The organism is Ectothiorhodospiraceae bacterium BW-2 (assembly GCA_008375315.1).
Lineage (GTDB): Bacteria > Pseudomonadota > Gammaproteobacteria > Thiohalomonadales > Thiohalomonadaceae > BW-2.
The window spans coordinates 2,493,630-2,513,029 of sequence record CP032507.1; the positions used below are offsets into that span (position 1 = coordinate 2,493,630).

General features: G+C 48.8%; 12 protein-coding genes and 1 pseudogene. 5 read left to right on the plus strand and 8 right to left on the minus strand.

Translation table 11 applies throughout. The features are described 5' to 3' along the window. The first annotated feature begins 135 nt into the window (after positions 1 to 135). A complete protein-coding gene (locus tag D5085_12080; protein ID QEP43796.1) occupies positions 136 to 1,731 on the plus strand; it encodes an RNA-directed DNA polymerase in 1,596 nt (531 codons plus the stop codon). Continuing rightward, a complete protein-coding gene (locus D5085_12085; protein QEP43797.1) occupies positions 1,713 to 2,234 on the plus strand; it encodes a DUF1566 domain-containing protein in 522 nt (173 codons plus the stop codon). Before D5085_12080 ends, D5085_12085 begins: the two co-directional genes overlap by 19 nt. Before the next feature lie 377 nt (positions 2,235 to 2,611). On the opposite strand, the gene D5085_12090 is transcribed toward D5085_12085, so the two are convergent. From D5085_12090 to D5085_12105, 4 genes are all read right to left on the minus strand, one after another. Continuing rightward, positions 2,612 to 3,595, minus strand: coding sequence for an Rpn family recombination-promoting nuclease/putative transposase (locus D5085_12090; protein ID QEP43798.1), 984 nt, complete (start codon positions 3,593 to 3,595; stop codon positions 2,612 to 2,614). Between the two features lie 655 nt (positions 3,596 to 4,250). Then, positions 4,251 to 5,255 (minus strand): Rpn family recombination-promoting nuclease/putative transposase, encoded by a 1,005-nt coding sequence (locus tag D5085_12095; protein ID QEP43799.1) that lies wholly within the window; start codon positions 5,253 to 5,255, stop codon positions 4,251 to 4,253. Between the two features lie 655 nt (positions 5,256 to 5,910). Then, the gene (locus tag D5085_12100) at positions 5,911 to 6,978 is read right to left on the minus strand and encodes an Rpn family recombination-promoting nuclease/putative transposase (protein ID QEP43800.1); all 1,068 of its coding nucleotides are present in this window, start codon (positions 6,976 to 6,978) and stop codon (positions 5,911 to 5,913) included. A 655-nt stretch (positions 6,979 to 7,633) separates the two neighbouring features. Then, positions 7,634 to 8,659: an Rpn family recombination-promoting nuclease/putative transposase gene (locus tag D5085_12105; protein QEP43801.1), complete on the minus strand. Its 1,026-nt coding sequence runs from the start codon at positions 8,657 to 8,659 to the stop codon at positions 7,634 to 7,636. Positions 8,660 to 9,533: 874 nt separating this feature from the next. On the opposite strand from D5085_12105, the pseudogene D5085_12110 reads away from it, so the two are divergent. Continuing rightward, positions 9,534 to 10,820: pseudogene (locus tag D5085_12110) on the plus strand (IS701 family transposase). Positions 10,821 to 11,022: 202 nt separating this feature from the next. Here the strand turns inward: D5085_12110 and D5085_12115 are convergent. Further along, positions 11,023 to 12,039 carry an Rpn family recombination-promoting nuclease/putative transposase gene (locus D5085_12115; protein ID QEP43802.1) on the minus strand — a complete coding sequence of 339 codons (1,017 nt, stop codon included), beginning with the start codon at positions 12,037 to 12,039 and terminating at the stop codon, positions 11,023 to 11,025. A 250-nt stretch (positions 12,040 to 12,289) separates the two neighbouring features. Between D5085_12115 and D5085_12120 the strand changes: the two genes are divergently transcribed. Then, positions 12,290 to 13,534, plus strand: a complete 1,245-nt coding sequence (locus D5085_12120) for a hypothetical protein (GenBank protein QEP43803.1) — start codon at positions 12,290 to 12,292, stop codon at positions 13,532 to 13,534. 894 nt (positions 13,535 to 14,428) lie between these two features. Here the strand turns inward: D5085_12120 and D5085_12125 are convergent. Next, entirely contained in the window at positions 14,429 to 15,391 is a 963-nt protein-coding gene (locus tag D5085_12125; protein QEP43804.1) for an Rpn family recombination-promoting nuclease/putative transposase, read from the minus strand. Between the two features lie 486 nt (positions 15,392 to 15,877). Between D5085_12125 and D5085_12130 the strand changes: the two genes are divergently transcribed. Next, entirely contained in the window at positions 15,878 to 17,122 is a 1,245-nt protein-coding gene (locus tag D5085_12130; GenBank protein QEP43805.1) for a hypothetical protein, read from the plus strand. A gap of 627 nt (positions 17,123 to 17,749) precedes the next feature. Here the strand turns inward: D5085_12130 and D5085_12135 are convergent. Further along, a complete protein-coding gene (locus D5085_12135) occupies positions 17,750 to 18,256 on the minus strand; it encodes a hypothetical protein (protein QEP43806.1) in 507 nt (168 codons plus the stop codon). A 330-nt stretch (positions 18,257 to 18,586) separates the two neighbouring features. Beyond that, positions 18,587 to 19,297, minus strand: coding sequence for a transposase (locus D5085_12140; GenBank protein QEP43807.1), 711 nt, complete (start codon positions 19,295 to 19,297; stop codon positions 18,587 to 18,589). Between the last annotated feature and the right edge of the window lie 103 nt (positions 19,298 to 19,400).

Consider the following 19,400-nt stretch of genomic DNA (forward strand, 5'->3'; position numbering starts at 1 on the left):
CTCTCATCTCTGGCGTGCTGAGTTCACTGTGCGCCGCTGGAGCCGGTTCGATAACTATCGACGGCATCAACAGGGTGCCCCTCTCTACCCCTCGGGATGGGACGGGCGCGAGCAATACCAGCGGCTAAGGCTCGAATGTCTGGTCGGCTTCGGCCAATGCCAACAATAGTGACAATGCCTGGAATGTCAATTTCAACAATGGCAACTCCAACAACAACAACCGTACCAACTCTTACGGTGTGCGGCTGGTTCGTAGCGGAGAGTGATACTCGGGTGGCGTTTGACTACAGCTCACTCTACCATGCGTGGTTAGCGTGTCGGCGCCGGAAACGGCGCTCACCCCAAGCACAGCGTTATGAGGTCTATCTGTTAGATAACCTCGCAACGGCAGTGCAAGCTCTGCAACGAGGCACTTGGAGACCTAGCCGCTCTGTCGTTTTTGTTACCACTCACCCCAAAGCAAGGGAGATTCACGCCGCCCCCTACGCCGACCGAGTGATACACCACTGGCTGGTTCCACGGCTAGAGCGGCTATATGAGCCGATATTGATTGACGACCTCTACTCCAATCGGCGCAACAAAGGGAGCCATACCGCCGTTGTCAGACTGCAACACTTCATGCGTAGCGTCAATAACCAAGCACAACCAGCAGCAGGCGGCGGCTACTACCTGCAGCTCGATATTCGCAACTTTTTTCATAGCATCGATAAAGTGAGACTATTCCAACTGTTGCAACACCGTCTTGCGCGGTCAGTGAAAGCCAAACTCTTAACCGTCGTAGAGGCAGAGCGTCTTCGCGACCTGTCGCACCACATCCTCAAACCCCATGTCGGCCGCGAAGCGCGTTGGGTCGGCCCCCCTCAGGCGCGTTACCAAGTGCCAGCGCATAAACGGCTAGAGTCTGTCGCCGAAGGTAAGGGCCTGCCGATTGGCAATCTCACTAGCCAGTTCTTTGCTAATGTCTATCTCAACGAGCTAGACCAATTTATCAAACATCAACTCAAATGCCGTCACTACATCAGATATGTCGATGACTTTATTCTGCTCCACCCTGACAGAGGGCAACTACAGCAGTGGCAACACGCCATCAGCGACTTTTTGGCTAAACGGCTGCAGTTACAACTAAAAGCGTCGCCACCGCTTCGGCCGATTCATAACGGTGCCGACTTTTTAGGCTATATCGTTCGCCCCCACTACCTACTCGTGCGGCGACGAGTTATTGGCCATTTACGACAAAAACTCTACCGCTGGCAGCAACAGAATCTACTAAACAGCCCCCAAAGCGGCCAACGACTACGACTCTCGCCCCCCCAGCGCGAATCGTTACGAGCGCTGCTAGCGAGCTACTTAGGCCACTTTCGCCACGCATCGAGCCACCGCTTAATCGCCTCCCTATTTGAACAGCGCTACCGCTGGCTCTCGCTGCTATTTTATTATCGGGAGGGACGCCTAACCCCCCTTTGGCAACCACAACAGGTGAGCAGCTATCGTAGCCAAGTGCGCTACTTCCGGCGCACCTACCCCTATAGCGAACTCACTATCCAACGAGGCAGCGAGTTTGACCACTTTCAGCCCCTAGTCACTGCCCCTAGTCTGTCGCGCTCACCCTTTACGATGGTGCGCCATATTCATGTCATTGAGTCAGGCTATCTTCGCGGCGGGCTAAAACGACGCCAAATCCACTTTATCGACACTCACCTAGGAGTAAATCTATGTTCCCTGCAACCGTAATCATAGCCCTGCTAATGCTACTGCCCCTCTCGCTACAGGCGGTGACCTGCAATAACTCAGCCCTCCCACCTTCGACCCCCGATAGCCAATTTACCGTTCATGGCGATGGTACCGTCACCGATACCGTCACCGGCTTGATGTGGAAGCAGTGTGTTGAGGGGCTCAGTGGCGGCGACTGCTCGACCGGCAGTGCGCAAACCTTCACTTGGCAAGGTGCGCTGCAACGCCCAGCGTCGCTCAATGTGGGGGGTGGCTTTGCCGGTTATACCGATTGGCGTCTGCCTAATCTAAACGAGTTGCTGTCATTGGTGGAAACTTGTCGCAACTCTCCGGCCATTAATAATGTGGTATTTCCTAATACGCCTAGCTCGTATGTCTGGTCGGCTTCGGCCAATGCCAACGTTAGTGACTTTGCCTGGCGTGTCTATTTCAACAATGGCAACTCCAACAACAACTTCCGTCCCTACTCTTACGGTGTGCGGCTGGTTCGTAGCGGACAGTGATTTTGATTTTTTATTTTTTATCCTTTGCTACTGCTGTGGCGATGGGGGTATGGTTGGGCGGTTTTTCTCGTCTCCTTGCTCATGCCTATACTGAAAAGAGCGCTACTAACCTCTCGCCCCTCTTTGGCCTCATTGAGTAGGGGCGAGTTTCAAACCCGCCCTGACACGCCGTTAGTTACCGAAAATCGTTTGGGCATTAGAAATAGTGTCATCCCGACGAATCAACGAATCGCTCCAAACCCGAGTATAAAGCTATAAAGCTATGGCAATGCAATGATTGGGAACAGGTTATCTGCATTGTCGGGCTGGTTTCGTAGAGACTGGTTTCAGGTTTCGTGGCCATGACCGCCTAAAAAGCACGGTTTGAATCACGCTCCTTACAACTTTAGTCTCTTTTTTAACTCCGCTAACTCAGCTAAAGCCTGCTCCCGCTCGGCTTGAGCCTGCTCTCGCTCGGCTTGAGCCCTTAATTCGCGCTCTATTGCCTGCTCCCGCTCGGCTTGAGCCCTTAATTCGCGCTCTATTGCCTGATCCCGCTCGGCTTGAGCCAGCTCCTGCGCACTTTTAGCTTGTTGTAGTTCCTGCTCCATCATATCGTGCTCATGCAGAATGGTTAAGTGCTCCCGCTGTGCATCAAGTCGGGAGAGGTAGAGATAACGAGCCTGTTTGTTAGCCGAAAATGTTCTGAGGGTATGCTGTGCCTGTCTCATCTCTTTGGTTCTCATCCATTGGGGTAAATTATTGCTATCAAGCCGATGTGCTTCCATAAAAAAGCGGATCCAGCGCTGGGCTTCGCTGGATACTATATCGTCTTTAAACTCAAAACGGTGCAGTTCGCAGATCGTGATACCGCCACACCGGTCACTTATCGCTCTGCCCGACTCATCAAGCAGAGCATAGTGTCGTAGTGGTGGAGGTGGTTGGCTCTTAGTTTGAGTCGCTGTCTTTGCGGCTTGTTGGGCCGCATTGAGCCGTTTATGTCCAAACGACTCGGTTAACAGCCAGATGGAGTAAACGGGTTGTAGTTCATCGTAGTTCATCCCCTCTTCTAGCTGCTCCTGATAGAGGTGGCACCAACTATAGACTATACGCTCTGGCAGCGAGGTGTAATTTTTACGCTGAATCTCTAACTGAAACTGGCGGCCACGGCTATCTTCGGCTCTGATATCGACAATATGGAGCTTGTCAGTCTCATAATCTTTACTGCTGTAGGGGTTAAGGATAGTCACTTTAACCAGCGGGTAGCGCAGCTTATCCTCCAGCATGGCATTAAGAAAGTGGAGCAGCAGATGACGCCGGCTGCGCCGCCCTAATATCGCCTTAAAGACGCAATCTACTTTGGGGTCGATGTTGTATATCATGGGTTGATAATAGGCCGTTGGGGAGGTGGGTGCAAGATGGAATTGGGAAAAAATATCCCGCTGTACAAGCCAGTAGGGGCGGGTTTTAAACCCGCCCTGACACGCCGTTAATTACCGAAAATCGTTTGGGCAGGGCAGACACTACCAATTTACCAATGTTAAAAATAACGGTTGCCGCTCATTGCTTTCATCAATTACACCCAGTAAGTTTTTAACTTATACCAAAGGCCACTCTCGTAATGAATTTTCGCCATAATCTGAGTATATTAAACGCTTTTCTTCTTTGTTTTGCTTTTTTAAGTCAATCGTTTAGCGCTCAAACGCTACAGTTGCAAAATGGTTGGAATCTGGTGATGACTATATTGCCAAGCCGATTTCGGGTCAAAATCTGCAACGGCTATTGTCGCGCTGGGCAGACACCCTCTCCTAGCGGGGAAGCGGTCGTACCCAGACCCACTAAAAACCCAATAGCCTCAAATAATAGTGTCATCCCGACGAATCAACGAATCGCTCCAAACCCGAGTATAAAGCTATAAAGCTATGGCAATGCAATGATTGGGAACAGGTTATCTGCATTGTCGGGCTGGTTTCGTAGAGACTGGTTTCAGGTTTCGTGGCCATGACCGCCTAAAAAGCACGGTTTGAATCACGCTCCTTACAACTTTAGTCTCTTTTTTAACTCCGCTAACTCAGCTAAAGCCTGCTCCCGCTCGGCTTGAGCCTGCTCTCGCTCGGCTTGAGCCCTTAATTCGCGCTCTATTGCCTGCTCCCGCTCGGCTTGAGCCAGCTCTCGCTCGGCTTGAGCCCTTAATTCGCGCTCTATTGCCTGATCCCGCTCGGCTTGAGCCAGCTCCTGCGCACTTTTAGCTTGTTGTAGCTCCTGCTCCATCATATCGTGCTCATGCAGAATGGTTAAGTGCTCCCGCTGTGCATCAAGTCGGGAGAGGTAGAGATAACGAGCCTGTTTGTTAGCCGAAAATGTTCTGAGGGTATGCTGTGCCTGTCTCATCTCTTTGGTTCTCATCCATTGGGGTAAATTATTGCTATCAAGCCGATGCGCTTCCATAAAAAAGCGGATCCAGCGCTGGGCTTCGCTGGATACTATATCGTCTTTAAACTCAAAACGGTGCAGTTCGCAGATCGTGATACCGCCACACCGGTCACTTATCGCTCTGCCCGACTCATCAAGCAGAGCATAGTGTCGTAGTGGTGGAGGTGGTTGGCTCTTAGTTTGAGTCGCTGTCTTTGCGGCTTGTTGGGCCGCATTGAGCCGTTTATGTCCAAACGACTCGGTTAACAGCCAGATGGAGTAAACGGGTTGTAGTTCATCGTAGTTCATCCCCTCTTCTAGCTGCTCCTGATAGAGGTGGCACCAACTATAGACTATACGCTCTGGCAGCGAGGTGTAATTTTTACGCTGAATCTCTAACTGAAACTGGCGGCCACGGCTATCTTCGGCTCTGATATCGACAATATGGAGCTTGTCAGTCTCATAATCTTTACTGCTGTAGGGGTTAAGGATAGTCACTTTAACCAGCGGGTAGCGCAGCTTATCCTCCAGCATGGCATTAAGAAAGTGGAGCAGCAGATGACGCCGGCTGCGCCGCCCTAATATCGCCTTAAAGACGCAATCTACTTTGGGGTCGATGTTGTATATCATGGGTTGATAATAGGCCGTTGGGGAGGTGGGTGCAAGATGGAATTGGGAAAAAATATCCCGCTGTACAAGCCAGTAGGGGCGGGTTTTAAACCCGCCCTGACACGCCGTTAATTACCGAAAATCGTTTGGGCAGGGCAGACACTACCAATTTACCAATGTTAAAAATAACGGTTGCCGCTCATTGCTTTCATCAATTACACCCAGTAAGTTTTTAACTTATACCAAAGGCCACTCTCGTAATGAATTTTCGCCATAATCTGAGTATATTAAACGCTTTTCTTCTTTGTTTTGCTTTTTTAAGTCAATCGTTTAGCGCTCAAACGCTACAGTTGCAAAATGGTTGGAATCTGGTGATGACTATATTGCCAAGCCGATTTCGGGTCAAAATCTGCAACGGCTATTGTCGCGCTGGGCAGACACCCTCTCCTAGCGGGGAAGCGGTCGTACCCAGACCCACTAAAAACCCAATAGCCTCAAATAATAGTGTCATCCCGACGAATCAACGAATCGCTCCAAACCCGAGTATAAAGCTATAAAGCTATGGCAATGCAATGATTGGGAACAGGTTATCTGCATTGTCGGGCTGGTTTCGTAGAGACTGGTTTCAGGTTTCGTGGCCATGACCGCCTAAAAAGCACGGTTTGAATCACGCTCCTTACAACTTTAGTCTCTTTTTTAACTCCGCTAACTCAGCTAAAGCCTGCTCCCGCTCGGCTTGAGCCTGCTCTCGCTCGGCTTGAGCCTGCTCTCGCTCGGCTTGAGCCCTTAATTCGCGCTCTATTGCCTGCTCCCGCTCGGCTTGAGCCCTTAATTCGCGCTCTATTGCCTGCTCCCGCTCGGCTTGAGCCAGCTCTCGCTCGGCTTGAGCCCTTAATTCGCGCTCTATTGCCTGATCCCGCTCGGCTTGAGCCAGCTCCTGCGCACTTTTAGCTTGTTGTAGCTCCTGCTCCATCATATCGTGCTCATGCAGAATGGTTAAGTGCTCCCGCTGTGCATCAAGTCGGGAGAGGTAGAGATAACGAGCCTGTTTGTTAGCCGAAAATGTTCTGAGGGTATGCTGTGCCTGTCTCATCTCTTTGGTTCTCATCCATTGGGGTAAATTATTGCTATCAAGCCGATGCGCTTCCATAAAAAAGCGGATCCAGCGCTGGGCTTCGCTGGATACTATATCGTCTTTAAACTCAAAACGGTGCAGTTCGCAGATCGTGATACCGCCACACCGGTCACTTATCGCTCTGCCCGACTCATCAAGCAGAGCATAGTGTCGTAGTGGTGGAGGTGGTTGGCTCTTAGTTTGAGTCGCTGTCTTTGCGGCTTGTTGGGCCGCATTGAGCCGTTTATGTCCAAACGACTCGGTTAACAGCCAGATGGAGTAAACGGGTTGTAGTTCATCGTAGTTCATCCCCTCTTCTAGCTGCTCCTGATAGAGGTGGCACCAACTATAGACTATACGCTCTGGCAGCGAGGTGTAATTTTTACGCTGAATCTCTAACTGAAACTGGCGGCCACGGCTATCTTCGGCTCTGATATCGACAATATGGAGCTTGTCAGTCTCATAATCTTTACTGCTGTAGGGGTTAAGGATAGTCACTTTAACCAGCGGGTAGCGCAGCTTATCCTCCAGCATGGCATTAAGAAAGTGGAGCAGCAGATGACGCCGGCTGCGCCGCCCTAATATCGCCTTAAAGACGCAATCTACTTTGGGGTCGATGTTGTATATCATGGGTTGATAATAGGCCGTTGGGGAGGTGGGTGCAAGATGGAATTGGGAAAAAATATCCCGCTGTACAAGCCAGTAGGGGCGGGTTTTAAACCCGCCCTGACACGCCGTTAATTACCGAAAATCGTTTGGGCAGGGCAGACACTACCAATTTACCAATGTTAAAAATAACGGTTGCCGCTCATTGCTTTCATCAATTACACCCAGTAAGTTTTTAACTTATACCAAAGGCCACTCTCGTAATGAATTTTCGCCATAATCTGAGTATATTAAACGCTTTTCTTCTTTGTTTTGCTTTTTTAAGTCAATCGTTTAGCGCTCAAACGCTACAGTTGCAAAATGGTTGGAATCTGGTGATGACTATATTGCCAAGCCGATTTCGGGTCAAAATCTGCAACGGCTATTGTCGCGCTGGGCAGACACCCTCTCCTAGCGGGGAAGCGGTCGTACCCAGACCCACTAAAAACCCAATAGCCTCAAATAATAGTGTCATCCCGACGAATCAACGAATCGCTCCAAACCCGAGTATAAAGCTATAAAGCTATGGCAATGCAATGATTGGGAACAGGTTATCTGCATTGTCGGGCTGGTTTCGTAGAGACTGGTTTCAGGTTTCGTGGCCATGACCGCCTAAAAAGCACGGTTTGAATCACGCTCCTTACAACTTTAGTCTCTTTTTTAACTCCGCTAACTCAGCTAAAGCCTGCTCCCGCTCGGCTTGAGCCTGCTCCCGCTCGGCTTGAGCCTGCTCTCGCTCGGCTTGAGCCCTTAATTCGCGCTCTATTGCCTGCTCCCGCTCGGCTTGAGCCAGCTCTCGCTCGGCTTGAGCCCTTAATTCGCGCTCTATTGCCTGATCCCGCTCGGCTTGAGCCAGCTCCTGCGCACTTTTAGCTTGTTGTAGCTCCTGCTCCATCATATCGTGCTCATGCAGAATGGTTAAGTGCTCCCGCTGTGCATCAAGTCGGGAGAGGTAGAGATAACGAGCCTGTTTGTTAGCCGAAAATGTTCTGAGGGTATGCTGTGCCTGTCTCATCTCTTTGGTTCTCATCCATTGGGGTAAATTATTGCTATCAAGCCGATGCGCTTCCATAAAAAAGCGGATCCAGCGCTGGGCTTCGCTGGATACTATATCGTCTTTAAACTCAAAACGGTGCAGTTCGCAGATCGTGATACCGCCACACCGGTCACTTATCGCTCTGCCCGACTCATCAAGCAGAGCATAGTGTCGTAGTGGTGGAGGTGGTTGGCTCTTAGTTTGAGTCGCTGTCTTTGCGGCTTGTTGGGCCGCATTGAGCCGTTTATGTCCAAACGACTCGGTTAACAGCCAGATGGAGTAAACGGGTTGTAGTTCATCGTAGTTCATCCCCTCTTCTAGCTGCTCCTGATAGAGGTGGCACCAACTATAGACTATACGCTCTGGCAGCGAGGTGTAATTTTTACGCTGAATCTCTAACTGAAACTGGCGGCCACGGCTATCTTCGGCTCTGATATCGACAATATGGAGCTTGTCAGTCTCATAATCTTTACTGCTGTAGGGGTTAAGGATAGTCACTTTAACCAGCGGGTAGCGCAGCTTATCCTCCAGCATGGCATTAAGAAAGTGGAGCAGCAGATGACGCCGGCTGCGCCGCCCTAATATCGCCTTAAAGACGCAATCTACTTTGGGGTCGATGTTGTATATCATGGGTTGATAATAGGCCGTTGGGGAGGTGGGTGCAAGATGGAATTGGGAAAAAATATCCCGCTGTACAAGCCAGTAGGGGCGGGTTTTAAACCCGCCCTGACACGCCGTTAATTACCGAAAATCGTTTGGGCAGGGCAGACACTACCAATTTACCAATGTTAAAAATAACGGTTGCCGCTCATTGCTTTCATCAATTACATCCAGTAAGTTTTTAACTTATACCAAAGGCCACTCGTAATGAATTTTCGCCATAATCTGAGTATATTAAACGCTTTTCTTCTTTGTTTTGCTTTTTTAAGTCAATCGTTTAGCGCTCAAACGCTACAGTTGCAAAATGGTTGGAATCTGGTGATGACTATATTGCCAAGCCGATTTCGGGTCAAAATCTGCAACGGCTATTGTCGCGCTGGGCAGACACCCTCTCCTAGCGGGGAAGCGGTCGTACCCAGACCCACTAAAAACCCAATAGCCTCAAATAATAGTCAATACCTTCGCCAAAAAAATGAGGAGGGCGAGGGGCTAAGGTGATAAGCTTAAGTGACAAAACAACAAGCGAACACCGGAGCCCCAGCCCATGCCAGACATTATGCTACTTTTAACCTGTTTAAGCTACGAGTTAGGAAAAACGGCCTTGTTCATCTCTTCGTCAGCTCCCCTCCACCCCTCCCCGCTGGGGGAGGCGAAAAGGGAAGGCGAGGGAGTTATGCCTCATGAGGGTGACGAGACGATGAACAATACCCGGGTTTCGTAGGGGCGGGTTTGAAACCCGCCCCTACACGCCGTGGATTACTGGAAAAAAGGGTCGTCTAAAAAGCACGGTTTGAATCACACTTGGTTGGATGGGCATAATAGAAATCGCAAGGGTGACGAAACGATGAACAAGGCCGGAAAAACAAATCAGCGTCGTTTAGTTCGAATCGCTGAAGCGATGCTGTCGATGACAGGCCGAGTCACCATGTTGGGACTTTCCCGCTGGAGCGGTCGAGGGGGGAGTTATCGTACACTTCAGCGTTTTTTTCATAGCACGATTAATTGGCCACAACTGAATTGGTCGCTGTTTCAGAGCCATCTTTTAGGAGAGGATACCGAATGGGTGATGGCTGCGGATGAGGTTGTGGTCACGAAATCGGGTAAAAAAACATATGGCTTGGAACGATTTTTTTCTTCAATATATGGCAAGACGGTACCCGGATTGTGCTTTTTCAGTCTATCACTTATTAATGTAAAGCGACGCAGTTCGCACCCGATGCTGCTAGAGCCGATTATAAAAGAGGCAGCGGCGAGCTGTCCTAAAGGAACGAGTAGCGTTAAAGAAAAAAAGAGCGGTCGTCCGAAAGGGAGTAGCAATCGAAACCTTAAAGAAGTCGAGTTATCTCCTTATTTGCAGTTTGCAAAAGGATTGATAAATCAGGTATTAACGCGGATCAATGGCCGGATTTTAATCCGCTATTTTGTTTTCGACGGCGCATTTGGACACAATAACGCCCTGCAAATGGTTCAACAATTGAAATTACACCTCATCTCAAAGCTACGCTGCAATTCAGCACTTTATCTCCCCTATGACAGTCCCTACAGTGGCCGAGGCCGACGACGCAAATAGGGTGAACGGCTTGATTATCGCAACCTGCCACAAGCGTATCTCAAAAACACATCGACTGAAGACCATATTCGAACGGACATCTATCAGATGCCTGTTTTCCACAAGAAATTTGCCGATTTACTGAATGTTGTAATCATTGTCAAAACGAATCAAATGAGTGGTGCACACTCTCATGTCATTCTCTTCAGCAGTGATGTGGAATTAGGCTATGAGAAGTTGGTTGACTACTACCGACTCAGATTCCAAATTGAGTTCAATTTTAGGGATGCCAAGCAGTACTGGGGACTGGAAGATTTTATGGCCGTCAAACAAACACCAGTTTACAACAGTGCTAATCTTGCGATGCTGATGGTTAACCTCTCTTATATATTACGCCAGTCCATGCGTGAAGAGTGTCCAGACTTCAGTGTGAACGATCTCAAAGCGCAGTTCAGAGGGCTCCAATATGTCTTGGAAGCTTTAAAATTGCTTCCGGAAATGCCGGATGCGGTTATTATTGACCAAATTATTCAGCAGGCGGCTAATAGAGGCCGTATTAATCAGATACCTAAGGCTGCCTAGCATGAATAATTTTGGCGAAGGTATTGAATAGTGTCATCCCGACGAATCAACGAATCGCTCCAAACCCGAGTATAAAGCTATAAAGCTATGGCAATGCAATGATTGGGAACAGGTTATCTGCATTGTCGGGCTGGTTTCGTAGAGACTGGTTTCAGGTTTCGTGGCCATGACCGCCTAAAAAGCACGGTTTGAATCACGCTCCTTACAACTTTAGTCTCTTTTTTAACTCCGCTAACTCAGCTAAAGCCTGCTCCCGCTCGGCTTGAGCCTGCTCTCGCTCGGCTTGAGCCCTTAATTCGCGCTCTATTGCCTGCTCCCGCTCGGCTTGAGCCCTTAATTCGCGCTCTATTGCCTGCTCCCGCTCGGCTTGAGCCAGCTCTCGCTCGGCTTGAGCCCTTAATTCGCGCTCTATTGCCTGATCCCGCTCGGCTTGAGCCAGCTCCTGCGCACTTTTAGCTTGTTGTAGCTCCTGCTCCATCATATCGTGCTCATGCAGAATGGTTAAGTGCTCCCGCTGTGCATCAAGTCGGGAGAGGTAGAGATAACGAGCCTGTTTGTTAGCCGAAAATGTTCTGAGGGTATGCTGTGCCTGTCTCATCTCTTTGGTTCTCATCCATTGGGGTAAATTATTGCTATCAAGCCGATGCGCTTCCATAAAAAAGCGGATCCAGCGCTGGGCTTCGCTGGATACTATATCGTCTTTAAACTCAAAACGGTGCAGTTCGCAGATCGTGATACCGCCACACCGGTCACTTATCGCTCTGCCCGACTCATCAAGCAGAGCATAGTGTCGTAGTGGTGGAGGTGGTTGGCTCTTAGTTTGAGTCGCTGTCTTTGCGGCTTGTTGGGCCGCATTGAGCCGTTTATGTCCAAACGACTCGGTTAACAGCCAGATGGAGTAAACGGGTTGTAGTTCATCGTAGTTCATCCCCTCTTCTAGCTGCTCCTGATAGAGGTGGCACCAACTATAGACTATACGCTCTGGCAGCGAGGTGTAATTTTTACGCTGAATCTCTAACTGAAACTGGCGGCCACGGCTATCTTCGGCTCTGATATCGACAATATGGAGCTTGTCAGTCTCATAATCTTTACTGCTGTAGGGGTTAAGGATAGTCACTTTAACCAGCGGGTAGCGCAGCTTATCCTCCAGCATGGCATTAAGAAAGTGGAGCAGCAGATGACGCCGGCTGCGCCGCCCTAATATCGCCTTAACAGCAATTCAGGGGCAGCTCCATAACCGACTAACTTCATAAACTTACATTGGCAAAAAAATTATTTTTTCCAGCAAAAATAGCCCATATATCTCCAATTTTGAGAGGTAACCGCATGTCAACTGCACGAAAATCAGCTTCGAACCAATCCGTCCGGTCTAAAAAAAGAATCGGAATAAACGTAAATTACAGCGCAAAGATGTCGTCTATCAACTCCACCTGACCATCACACACTTCTTTCCTGCTCTCTTTGAGCAGATGAGAGAGCTGGATGAGTGCCGGACATCTACTAATTATGATTTGGCGGCTCTTATTACGGCCTGCATTGCCATGTTTCTCTTTAAAGCCGGTTCTCGTAATGAAATGAATAATCTGCGCGAAGAGAAACGCTTTCGCAAAAACTACCAGCGGTTGTTCAAAATGCCGCTACCTCATATGGATACCGTCGATAATGTCATGCGACAACTCACGGAGGATCAACTGCAAAAACTGACTCAATCCATGGTTAGGGCGCTGTTGAAAAAGAAGATATTCCACAATCAACGGCTGTTTGGTGAATGGTTTGTCATTGCGGTGGATGCGAGCGGGATTCATAGTTTTACAGAGTGTCCCCATGAACAGGCGCTGCACAAAGACTACAGCAGCGGTAAAAGTAGCTGGCATAACATGGTTTTAGAGGCCAAACTGATTACCGCTAACGGCTTCGCCATCTCCATTGCCACAGAGTGGCTGGAAAACCCCGAAGAGGGCAACTATGACAAACAGGATTGTGAGCGTAAGGCATTCAAACGCCTAGCAAAAAAGTTGAAATCGGCGTTTCCGCGTCTACCCATCTGTCTGGTTGCCGATGGACTCTATCCTTATCAGGGATTCTTCGAAATTTGCTCAGAGTATGGTTGGGGCTGGATAGTCACCTTCAAGGATGGCAATCTGCCATCTGTTTGGGAAGAGGTTAAATCCTTGTGCCAGTTAACATCCGGCAATCAACGAAAAATCATTCTACGGCAACAGGATAATGTCATTGAGCAAAACTATACATGGATTAACGATATTGACTATCATGGCGTGAAACTACACTGGCTGGAATGCATAGAGACAACCACCGACAAAGAGGGGCAGATAATTGAAAATCGGTTCGTTCACATTAGCTCCTATCCCATCAACTGGAATACGGCACCGGAATTGAGCCGTACCGGACGCTTACGCTGGAAAATAGAGAACGAAGGCTTTAATACCCAAAAAAATCATGGATATGCATTAGAGCACAAATTTTCACGGGTGAGTTATCTGGCGACCAAGAATTACTACCAGTGCTTGCAAATAGCTCACATCATCAATCAGTTACTGGTATTTAGCAAGACATTTCAAAGTGTTATGCAGGGGAAGATGACCTTAAAGCGCATCTGGGGAAAGATGATTGCCGTTATGACTGAACGAAAACTGTCGGTAACGAAATTAGCCCAACTCACCGGGCGCCCCTGCCAGATTCGACTCATCAATTAAAAGACGATGGAGATCCCCGCTCCGAAATTCGGGATAACCCTCATTACACACTGGAGACAAGCTCACTCAACACCGCTGTACAATTTGAAATAGTTGACTTTTCAACAAGGAAATGTTGAGAAGAGGGGGGGTATTGTCGCCAAGAAAGCAAGGCTATGTAGTGATGCTGGTTTGGCGGTGACTCTGAATTGCTGCGCCTTAAAGACGCAATCTACTTTGGGGTCGATGTTGTATATCATGGGTTGATAATAGGCCGTTGGGGAGGTGGGTGCAAGATGGAATTGGGAAAAAATATCCCGCTGTACAAGCCAGTAGGGGCGGGTTTTAAACCCGCCCTGACACGCCGTTAATTACCGAAAATCGTTTGGGCAGGGCAGACACTACCAATTTACCAATGTTAAAAATAACGGTTGCCGCTCATTGCTTTCATCAATTACACCCAGTAAGTTTTTAACTTATACCAAAGGCCACTCTCGTAATGAATTTTCGCCATAATCTGAGTATATTAAACGCTTTTCTTCTTTGTTTTGCTTTTTTAAGTCAATCGTTTAGCGCTCAAACGCTACAGTTGCAAAATGGTTGGAATCTGGTGATGACTATATTGCCAAGCCGATTTCGGGTCAAAATCTGCAACGGCTATTGTCGCGCTGGGCAGACACCCTCTCCTAGCGGGGAAGCGGTCGTACCCAGACCCACTAAAAACCCAATAGCCTCAAATAATAGTGTCATCCCGACGAATCAACGAATCGCTCCAAACCCGAGTATAAAGCTATAAAGCTATGGCAATGCAATGATTGGGAACAGGTTATCTGCATTGTCGGGCTGGTTTCGTAGAGACTGGTTTCAGGTTTCGTGGCCATGACCGCCTAAAAAGCACGGTTTGAATCACGCTCCTTACAACTTTAGTCTCTTTTTTAACTCCGCTAACTCAGCTAAAGCCTGCTCCCGCTCGGCTTGAGCCAGCTCTCGCTCGGCTTGAGCCCTTAATTCGCGCTCTATTGCCTGATCCCGCTCGGCTTGAGCCTGATCCCGCTCGGCTTGAGCCAGCTCCTGCGCACTTTTAGCTTGTTGTAGTTCCTGCTCCATCATATCGTGCTCATGCAGAATGGTTAAGTGCTCCCGCTGTGCATCAAGTCGGGAGAGGTAGAGATAACGAGCCTGTTTGTTAGCCGAAAATGTTCTGAGGGTATGCTGTGCCTGTCTCATCTCTTTGGTTCTCATCCATTGGGGTAAATTATTGCTATCAAGCCGATGCGCTTCCATAAAAAAGCGGATCCAGCGCTGGGCTTCGCTGGATACTATATCGTCTTTAAACTCAAAACGGTGCAGTTCGCAGATCGTGATACCGCCACACCGGTCACTTATCGCTCTGCCCGACTCATCAAGCAGAGCATAGTGTCGTAGTGGTGGAGGTGGTTGGCTCTTAGTTTGAGTCGCTGTCTTTGCGGCTTGTTGGGCCGCATTGAGCCGTTTATGTCCAAACGACTCGGTTAACAGCCAGATGGAGTAAACGGGTTGTAGTTCATCGTAGTTCATCCCCTCTTCTAGCTGCTCCTGATAGAGGTGGCACCAACTATAGACTATACGCTCTGGCAGCGAGGTGTAATTTTTACGCTGAATCTCTAACTGAAACTGGCGGCCACGGCTATCTTCGGCTCTGATATCGACAATATGGAGCTTGTCAGTCTCATAATCTTTACTGCTGTAGGGGTTAAGGATAGTCACTTTAACCAGCGGGTAGCGCAGCTTATCCTCCAGCATGGCATTAAGAAAGTGGAGCAGCAGATGACGCCGGCTGCGCCGCCCTAATATCGCCTTAAAGACGCAATCTACTTTGGGGTCGATGTTGTATATCATGGGTTGATAATAGGCCGTTGGGGAGGTGGGTGCAAGATGGAATTGGGAAAAAATATCCCGCTGTACAAGCCAGTAGGGGCGGGTTTTAAACCCGCCCTGACACGCCGTTAATTACCGAAAATCGTTTGGGCAGGGCAGACACTACCAATTTACCAATGTTAAAAATAACGGTTGCCGCTCATTGCTTTCATCAATTACACCCAGTAAGTTTTTAACTTATACCAAAGGCCAGCAATTCAGGGGCAGCTCCATAACCGACTAACTTCATAAACTTACATTGGCAAAAAAATTATTTTTTCCAGCAAAAATAGCCCATATATCTCCAATTTTGAGAGGTAACCGCATGTCAACTGCACGAAAATCAGCTTCGAACCAATCCGTCCGGTCTAAAAAAAGAATCGGAATAAACGTAAATTACAGCGCAAAGATGTCGTCTATCAACTCCACCTGACCATCACACACTTCTTTCCTGCTCTCTTTGAGCAGATGAGAGAGCTGGATGAGTGCCGGACATCTACTAATTATGATTTGGCGGCTCTTATTACGGCCTGCATTGCCATGTTTCTCTTTAAAGCCGGTTCTCGTAATGAAATGAATAATCTGCGCGAAGAGAAACGCTTTCGCAAAAACTACCAGCGGTTGTTCAAAATGCCGCTACCTCATATGGATACCGTCGATAATGTCATGCGACAACTCACGGAGGATCAACTGCAAAAACTGACTCAATCCATGGTTAGGGCGCTGTTGAAAAAGAAGATATTCCACAATCAACGGCTGTTTGGTGAATGGTTTGTCATTGCGGTGGATGCGAGCGGGATTCATAGTTTTACAGAGTGTCCCCATGAACAGGCGCTGCACAAAGACTACAGCAGCGGTAAAAGTAGCTGGCATAACATGGTTTTAGAGGCCAAACTGATTACCGCTAACGGCTTCGCCATCTCCATTGCCACAGAGTGGCTGGAAAACCCCGAAGAGGGCAACTATGACAAACAGGATTGTGAGCGTAAGGCATTCAAACGCCTAGCAAAAAAGTTGAAATCGGCGTTTCCGCGTCTACCCATCTGTCTGGTTGCCGATGGACTCTATCCTTATCAGGGATTCTTCGAAATTTGCTCAGAGTATGGTTGGGGCTGGATAGTCACCTTCAAGGATGGCAATCTGCCATCTGTTTGGGAAGAGGTTAAATCCTTGTGCCAGTTAACATCCGGCAATCAACGAAAAATCATTCTACGGCAACAGGATAATGTCATTGAGCAAAACTATACATGGATTAACGATATTGACTATCATGGCGTGAAACTACACTGGCTGGAATGCATAGAGACAACCACCGACAAAGAGGGGCAGATAATTGAAAATCGGTTCGTTCACATTAGCTCCTATCCCATCAACTGGAATACGGCACCGGAATTGAGCCGTACCGGACGCTTACGCTGGAAAATAGAGAACGAAGGCTTTAATACCCAAAAAAATCATGGATATGCATTAGAGCACAAATTTTCACGGGTGAGTTATCTGGCGACCAAGAATTACTACCAGTGCTTGCAAATAGCTCACATCATCAATCAGTTACTGGTATTTAGCAAGACATTTCAAAGTGTTATGCAGGGGAAGATGACCTTAAAGCGCATCTGGGGAAAGATGATTGCCGTTATGACTGAACGAAAACTGTCGGTAACGAAATTAGCCCAACTCACCGGGCGCCCCTGCCAGATTCGACTCATCAATTAAAAGACGATGGAGATCCCCGCTCCGAAATTCGGGATAACCCTCATTACACACTGGAGACAAGCTCACTCAACACCGCTGTACAATTTGAAATAGTTGACTTTTCAACAAGGAAATGTTGAGAAGAGGGGGGGTATTGTCGCCAAGAAAGCAAGGCTATGTAGTGATGCTGGTTTGGCGGTGACTCTGAATTGCTGACCAAAGGCCACTCGTAATGAATTTTCGCCATAATCTGAGTATATTAAACGCTTTTCTTCTTTGTTTTGCTTTTTTAAGTCAATCGTTTAGCGCTCAAACGCTACAGTTGCAAAATGGTTGGAATCTGGTGATGACTATATTGCCAAGCCGATTTCGGGTCAAAATCTGCAACGGCTATTGTCGCGCTGGGCAGACACCCTCTCCTAGCGGGGAAGCGGTCGTACCCAGACCCACTAAAAACCCAATAGCCTCAAATAATAGTGTCATCCCGACGAATCAACGAATCGCTCCAAACCCGAGTATAAAGCTATAAAGCTATGGCAATGCAATGATTGGGAACAGGTTATCTGCATTGTCGGGCTGGTTTCGTAGAGACTGGTTTCAGGTTTCGTGGCCATGACCGCCTAAAAAGCACGGTTTGAATCACGCTCCTTACAACTTTAGTCTCTTTTTTAACTCCGCTAACTCAGCTAAAGCCTGCTCCCGCTCGGCTTGAGCCAGCTCTCGCTCGGCTTGAGCCCTTAATTCGCGCTCTATTGCCTGATCCCGCTCGGCTTGAGCCAGCTCCTGCGCACTTTTAGCTTGTTGTAGCTCCTGCTCCATCATATCGTGCTCATGCAGAATGGTTAAGTGCTCCCGCTGTGCATCAAGTCGGGAGAGGTAGAGATAACGAGCCTGTTTGTTAGCCGAAAATGTTCTGAGGGTATGCTGTGCCTGTCTCATCTCTTTGGTTCTCATCCATTGGGGTAAATTATTGCTATCAAGCCGATGTGCTTCCATAAAAAAGCGGATCCAGCGCTGGGCTTCGCTGGATACTATATCGTCTTTAAACTCAAAACGGTGCAGTTCGCAGATCGTGATACCGCCACACCGGTCACTTATCGCTCTGCCCGACTCATCAAGCAGAGCATCGGAAGCTGTCAAGTAATTTGAGACCAGTTGTTAAAAAAATAAAGCTCTAAATCTAGCCGGTGATTGCCACTGCCCTCACCGGCAAATTTCGCCTATGTTGAGTCATGACGCAACAAGGAGCGAACATGACCCTCATGGCCCTTTGCCGCAAGAGCCAAGCCCTTCAGCAAGGGGGAGCTGCAAGGCGAACTGCAACCCCTAATCTAGGAACCTCCCTCCTGCACCGCGTTACCCACAGCCCGCCCCCCTACGATAATAAGGGGGTCTCCGGGGGGCGGGCTATGGATAACGCTCTGTCATTCAGCCACCACAACCGGCTAAAGCCATCGACGATAGACCCACTAGCGGCACCGTCACTCATCTCTCCTTCGCTCTATTCAGGGTTGGATAGTTGACCTCCAGCGACCCCACCCCCTCCTCCGGTAGAGCGGGGTTAATCCATACCTCAGTAGGGGGTTGCTTAACCTTGGGCTCACCATGAATAAAGCGTTTCGGATGCTGCTGATAGGCCTGCTTCAGCGCCTGTTCACGCTGCTCGCTAACCTCCTTGTAACGACCGGTAAATACCTGCTCTGGAGTGAACCACGCAATCCCTCGATGGTGGTGGTGGAAACAGTACCAGTCAACATAGTCACTAAACCATATTCTGGCATGGTCAACTCCTGTCAATCGTTGAGGATAATCGGGTTGTTGCTTGAGTGTTTTAAATTGACTCTCGCTAAACGGATTGTCGTTACTGACTCGTGGACGGCTGTGGGAGCAGGTGATCCCCAGTTCGGCCATCAAGTCGAGATAGCCTCTGGCGGTCATCGGCACACCTCTATCCTGATGCAGTGTTAAGCCACTGAGCGCGACCCGATAGCGAGCCGCTGCGTCACTGATTAACAGCTTGGAGAGCTCACTATTCTCCTTCCTTGAGACCATCCAAGCCACAATAAAACGGCTGTAGAGATCCATCACCACATAGAGATTCAAGAAGTTACCCTGCTCTGTGGTGGGAAGCTTAGTGATATCCCATGTCCAAACCTCATTCGGGCGGGTCGCCCGTAATCGGGGATAGCGTGTGATTTGGCCGGTTTTTGAGCTCGCCGCTCTCCCGTCTGTTGATTAGCACGAAGGATCCGATACATCGTACTGATTGAACAGTAATATTTCCCTTCATCCAGCAGGC